At 49.0% G+C, this 6,036-nt stretch carries 3 protein-coding genes; all 3 read right to left on the bottom strand.

Features of this window, described 5'->3' with window-relative positions; genetic code table 11:
* Nucleotides 1-85 precede the first annotated feature (85 nt).
* The 3 genes from KBW69_RS18075 to KBW69_RS18065 all read right to left on the bottom strand — a co-directional run bounded on the left by KBW69_RS18075 (nt 86) and on the right by KBW69_RS18065 (nt 5,951).
* Nucleotides 86-967, bottom strand: a complete 882-nt coding sequence (locus tag KBW69_RS18075) for a hypothetical protein (RefSeq protein WP_257281758.1) — start codon at nt 965-967, stop codon at nt 86-88.
* Nucleotides 968-1,575: 608 nt separating this feature from the next.
* The gene (locus KBW69_RS18070) at nt 1,576-3,606 is read right to left on the bottom strand and encodes a hypothetical protein (protein WP_257281757.1); all 2,031 of its coding nucleotides are present in this window, start codon (nt 3,604-3,606) and stop codon (nt 1,576-1,578) included.
* 170 nt (nt 3,607-3,776) lie between these two features.
* Nucleotides 3,777-5,951 carry a hypothetical protein gene (locus KBW69_RS18065; RefSeq protein WP_257276309.1) on the bottom strand — a complete coding sequence of 725 codons (2,175 nt, stop codon included), beginning with the start codon at nt 5,949-5,951 and terminating at the stop codon, nt 3,777-3,779.
* Between the last annotated feature and the right edge of the window lie 85 nt (nt 5,952-6,036).

The following is a 6,036-nucleotide window of genomic DNA, read 5'->3' as shown; positions in this document are numbered from 1 at the left end:
TAGCCTGTGGAGCGACTGGAACGGGGATGGCTGCGTAAGCAACCATCTAGGGAAGGCGTGTTGAAACAGGAAGCCTGTTAGGTGACTAACGGGAATCTCGCTCCTTCAGGGGCGAGAGGATGTCAAAGACTCTCCCACATAGCTGCGGCTGGCCATCCCCCCCGACTACGGACACGTCAGAGGTTTGTGGCCTGATGTGGTCTCTTCTTTTATGATCCGGAAGAGCTTGTTGGCTATGGGTAGTGCCTCGGGAAGGAAGACAACCCGAAGGTGAAGCGCCCGCTGGACGTGCCAAATGGGCAAGCATACAGGAAATCCTGATCTCTTCGGGGTGACTGTCACCACGTAGATTGAGTAGCCCATCGATTATAATCCAGTCATCAGGGGTGGCAGGCAAATTCCGGTGCACTGTCAAATCATAACTGGGTGCTCCGGCTGGGTCGGTTGCATAGATTGCCCCTGCACTTACTGAGTTTGTGAGGTTGTCTGGTGAACTTTCCCCGGTGTTCAACTGCCATTCAGCGGACCCTCCTCTATCGGGTGATGGTCGGAAACTGCAAACGCCGTGACAGGGAAAGACAAAACAATTTAAACCCAAAGTGTGCAGAGGTTGTTGAGAGCCTCTGTCACCGCCGCCAAACCGGGAATGCCGGGTACTTGTGAAGAAAGTGCTTGTATGTTGGGTTGTTGCTCCTGAAACTTGGTCGCTGAATGATTCTGACAGTGGGTGTGGTTGTTTGTTAAGTCCAGAGTCAGGCACAACAATGATGGTGGCAAACGCTTGCTCCCCCCGTGTCAGCATAGATCGTGCTTTTTGTTGTGCGTTCGGGTTAAACGACGATAAACTGATGTTCCAATAGTTTTTCAAAAGCCAGCCAACTGCAATAACTACTTCTACAGGTGGCCATGAATAAGGGATGGAGCTTAGCGGGGTGTCCTTTGTGTTCAGAATAAGTTCGTAGCCCATTAGCAGATCAGTGGCGTAAAGCCATTGCCAGTAAACCGATTCAATAATGGTCGTTTTTACCCGGTAACCGCCGGGTCTCTGTCGTTTTTTATCAGGCGATGAATATGATTCTGAATAGCCGTTTGTATTGGCAATACCTGACGGGGGATGGCAGTGTACGCTGGTCCTTTTTTATAGAAAAACTCTGGTTTGAAAATCCTGTATTATTTTCAAGCTCGACAATAAAACGCTCTGCGAACAGTTCGGCCTTACAGACGACAGACAACAATATTATTAGCAGTGCTGTATGGAGTGAGTGTCTAATAATTCTATCCTTGTATTCCAGTGGGTAGAGAGGAAGGATAGATCAAGCAAATAAGTCTGTTTTCTAGCAGCCTGTCGGACTTAAGGCTGTCCTACTGCGGTTGCAATAAATTGAGGATAAAAATTCCTGCTTCTTCGTCAAATAGCTCGCTATTCTCCTCAGAAGCAGAAATTTTTATCCTCAATTTCTTGCAATCCTCGCTACGGACGCTTGATTCCGACAGGCTGCTAGCAAAGACCTTTTCTTAAAAGCAAAAGTGTCACCGGTAAAAAACATCGTTGAAGCCATGTACCGGATCCGCCCGTTACTTAGTTACTTTGCTTTCTTTAGGGCTGGGGCCATAATCCTGGTACGTACTATCAGGCCTGCGTTTTCGATCTCTTTGTTTATGATCTGACAGGGTTTGAGTGCTCTTGCAGACTGTCCCGCGTGGCTGTAGCTGGGCATTCTCTCTGATCACTGTCACTTCACAGGTTTTTCGCCTGCTGTGAGCTTTGCTTTTGTGCAACGACAGGGCCTGAGAACTCTTGCAGAGAGCCCCGCACGGCCGCGGCTGGTCATCATCCCCGACTATTTCTGCGTCACAGGTTTTTTGCCCGCTGTGGCAGTTTCTTTTGTGATCCAGCAGGGCTTTAGCACTCTTGCAGACCTTCCCGCAGGTTAGCAGCTGATGATCCTTTGTGGTCGTGATTATGTCACAGGTTTTTTGTCCGCTGTGGACTTTGTGTTTGTGATGTGAAAGGGCCAGAGAACTTTTGCAAACTTTCCCGCACGGCTGCTGTAGGCCATTTTTCCCGAAGACTGTTCTGTCACAGGTTTGTTGCCCGCTGTGTACGCCTCTTTTGTGGGTCGACAGAGATTGAACATTCTTGCAGATCATCCCGCATGGCTGTGGCTGGCCATTCTTTCCGATCACCGTCACTTCACAGGTTTTTTGCTCTGAGTGGTATCTGTATTTGTGATTGCACAGAGCTTGAACATTCTTACAGACTGTCCCGCATGATCGCGGCTGGCCATCCTTCCCAATCACGATTTTTTCACAGGTTTTTTGCTCTGTTTGGTGTTTCTTTTTGTGATTCCACAGAGCTTGAGCATTCTTACAGACTGTCCCGCATAACCGCGACTGACCTTCCCCTTCGACCAGGGTGACGCCACAGACTTTTTGCCCGGTGTGATAGCTGCTTTTATGGACCGACAGGCTCTGAGCATTCTTGTAGACCTTTCCGCACGGCCGCTGCTGACCATCCCTCCCGACCAGGGTCACATCACAGGTTTGTGGTCCAATGTGGGCTTTGCTTTTCTGATCCGACGGGGCTTGTAGGTCATAGGCAGCCCCTCCGGAAGAAAGGCGGCCTGAAGGAGAAGTTCCGATTGGGTGTCTGGGATGTGCAAGTGTACAGGAAGTCCCGTTTTCTTCTGGAAGAATATGATTGCTCAGACTGAGTAACCCGACGATTATAATTGAGTCATCAGCGGTAATGTGAGAATTCCCTTGCATTGTCACATCATCATTCAGTGATCCCACAGGGCCAGTTGGACAGGCAGCTTCTGCACTTATTAAGTGAGTAGGCTTGTCTGTCGAATTTGCTACGGGATTCAGCGGCCATGCACTGGCTCCTCTGTTCCCGGATGATGGCCGGAAACTGCAAACTCCATGACAGGGGAAGATGAAACAATTGAAACCTAAAGTATGTTGAGTTTGCTGAGGGCCTCCGTTACCGCCAACAGAGCCAGAATAGCGGAGGCTGGTGAAAGAGCCCGCAAGGTGGCTGGTAGCTCCCGGAGCTTGCTTTCCAGATGATTCTGATAGCTGTTGTGGTTGCTGGTTATGGCTATAGTCAGGCACCATAGTGATGATGGCAAACGGATCAGCTCCCCGTGTCAGCATAGATGTTGGTTCTTGTGGTTCGATTGGGTTAAACGACGGTAAATCGAGGTTCCAATCACTGTTCAAAAGCCAGCCGATAGCAACAACTACTTCTATGGCCAGCCATGAATAAGGGGTGGCGCTCATAAAGGTGTTTTTGGTGGTCAGGATCAGTTCGTAACCCGTCAGCAGATGAGTGGCGTAAAGCCATTGCCATGGAATCGATGCAGTTAGAGTCATTTTTACCTCGTAACTGTTAAACCTTTGTTGTTTATCATCAGTCGCTAAATACAGTCCGGCGTAGTCGTTTGTTTCGATAGTGTCTGGCGGATTGACCGGCAATGTAATCAGGCTACGATTTATAGAAAAGTTCTGGTTTGGAAACACTGCATTGTGTTCAAACTCGATAATAAACCATTTTGTTGAGGAGTCAGCCTGACAGACGACAGACAACAATAATATCAGCAACAGCGGTGCCGCAAAGAGTGAGTGTCTAATAATTATAACCTTGCATACGGGTGGAGAGAGAGGAAGGATAGATCAAGAAAATAAGTATTTTTTCTGTCAAAGACACTTTGTTAAAAACCAAAGGTTGTACCGGGTGAAAACTCATCGAAGCCATGTACCGGATTAGCCCGTTACTCATGCAATTTGCATTTTTTAGAGCAGGGGCCCTGGTCCCTATTATCAGGCTTCCATTTTTGATGTCTTGTTTTATGACCCGACAGGGCTTGAGCACTCCTGCAGGCTGTCTCACATAGCTGTGGCCGAGCATCCTCACTGACCACTTTAACTTCACAGGTTTTTCGCCTTCTATGGGCTTTGCTTCTGTGCGATGACAGGGCCTGAGAATTCCTGCAGAGAGCCCCGCACGGCTGCGGCTGGCCATCATCCCCGACTATTGTTGCGTCACAGGTTTTTTGGCCGCTGTGGTGGGTTCTTTTGTGATCCGACAGGGCTTTAGCATTCTTGCAGACCTTCCCGCATTGCCGCTGTAGGCCATCCTTCCCGACGACTGGTGTTTCACAGGTTTTTTTCCCGCTGTGTACGCTTCTTCTGTGAGTCGACATGAATTGAGCATTCTTGCAGATCATCCCGCATGGCCGCGGTTTGCCATCCTTTCCGACTAATGTCAGGTTGCAGGTTTGTTGCCCGCTGTGGTCTCTTCTCTTGTGATAGAATAGGTTTTGATTATTCTTGCAGACCTTGCCGCATGGCCGCGGCTGGCCATCCTCTCCAACCACTGTCATTTCACAGGTTTTTTGCTTGCTGTGTACGCTGCTTCTGTGACTCCGCAGAGATCCGGCATTCTTGCAGACCACCTCGCATGGCCGTGGCTGACCATCCTTCCCAATCACAGTCACTTCACAGGTTTGTTGCCCTGTGTGTTGTCTGTTTTTGTGATTCCACAGAGTTATAGTATTTTTGCAGACTTTCCTGCATGGCCGCAGCTGACCATCCTCTCCGACCACGATCACATCGCAGGTTTTTTGCTCTGTGTTGTGTTTCTTTTTGTGATATAACAGAGCTTGAGCATTCTTGCAGACGGTCCCGCATGGCCGCGGTTGGCCATCCCTTCCGACCACAGTGAAACTACAGGTTTTTTGCCCGGTGTGGTAGTTGCTTTTGTGAACCGACAGGGCTTTGGCATTCTTGGAGACCGTCTTGCATGGCTGCGGCTGGCCATCTCTTCCGACCATTATCATGTCACAGGCTTGCGGCTCGATGTGGCCTCTTTCTTTTTGACCCGACAGGGTTTGATGGCAATGGGTAGCGCCTCCGGAAGAAAGACGACACGAAGGTGAAGTCCCCATTGGACCTGTGGAAAGAGTAGGCGTAAAGGAAGGCCCGTTTTCTTCTGGACGACTATGATTGCCCAGACTGATTAACCTGGCGACTGTCATTGAGTCATTATCGGTGACAGGCAAATTCCCGTGCATTGTCACATCATCACTGAGTGACCCGGCAGGGGCAGTTGAACAGGCGCCTTCTGTAGTTATTAATTGTGAAGGGTTGCCTGTCGAATTTGCTTCGCAATTCAGCGGCCACTGAGTGGGTTCATCCGATAATGGCCGGAACATGCAAACGCCAAAACAGGGGAAGACGAAACAATTTAAACCGAAAGTATGCAGAAGTTGTTGAGAGCCTCCGTTTCCGCCGCCAGAGCCCGAAAACAGGAAGCTGATGAAAGAGTCTATAAGATGGCTGTTGGCTCCCGGGGCTTGCTGGCCCAATGATTCTGCCAGCTGCTGTGGTTGTTGGTTCTGACCAGAGCCAAACATCATAGTGATGGTGGCAAACGGGTGGTCCTCCCGTGTCCGCATAGCTGTTACTTCTTGTTGTTCAATCGGGTTAAACGAAGTTGAATCGGGGTTCAAAGAGCTTTTCAAGAGCCAGCCGACGATAACAACGAAGACTTCTACAGGTAAACATGAGTAAGGGTGGGAGCTCAGAAGGGAGTTGGTGGTCTGGATCAGTTCGTAACCGACCAACAGATGAGTGGCGTAAATCCATTGCCATGAAATTGATTCAATAAGAGTCGTTTTTACCCGGTAACTGTTAAATCTGTGTCGTCTGTCATCAGGCGTTAAATCCAGTCTTGTATAGTCCTTTGTGTCAGTGATGTCTGACGGGTTGCCGAATAATGTACTCAGGCCATGCTTTATAGAAAAGCTGTGGTTTGGAAATGCTGCATTGTGTTCAAACGTGGCAATAAACCGTTCTGCCAAGGGTTCGGCCTGACAGGCGACAGACAACAACAATACCAGAAACAGCAGTGCCGTTAAGAATGAGTGTCTAATAATTCTATCCATTTGTTCCAGTGGCCAGAGGGATAGGATAGATCAAGAAAATAAACGTGTTTTCCTTTCTAAGAGCCTTTGCTGGAAACTAAAGGTT

The organism is Endozoicomonas sp. ISHI1 (assembly GCF_024606225.1).
Classification (GTDB): Bacteria; Pseudomonadota; Gammaproteobacteria; order Pseudomonadales; family Endozoicomonadaceae; genus Endozoicomonas_A.
The sequence above is the reverse complement of the archived record's forward strand: the minus strand, read 5'-3'. Positions and strand labels throughout refer to the sequence as shown.

What these genes read in the sequence shown, in the direction of transcription:
- KBW69_RS18065 (WP_257276309.1), bottom strand. Translation starts at nt 5,951, where the DNA reads ATGGATAGAATTATTAGACACTCATTCTTAACGGCACTGCTGTTTCTG.
- KBW69_RS18075 (WP_257281758.1), bottom strand. Translation starts at nt 967, where the DNA reads ATGGGCTACGAACTTATTCTGAACACAAAGGACACCCCGCTAAGCTCC.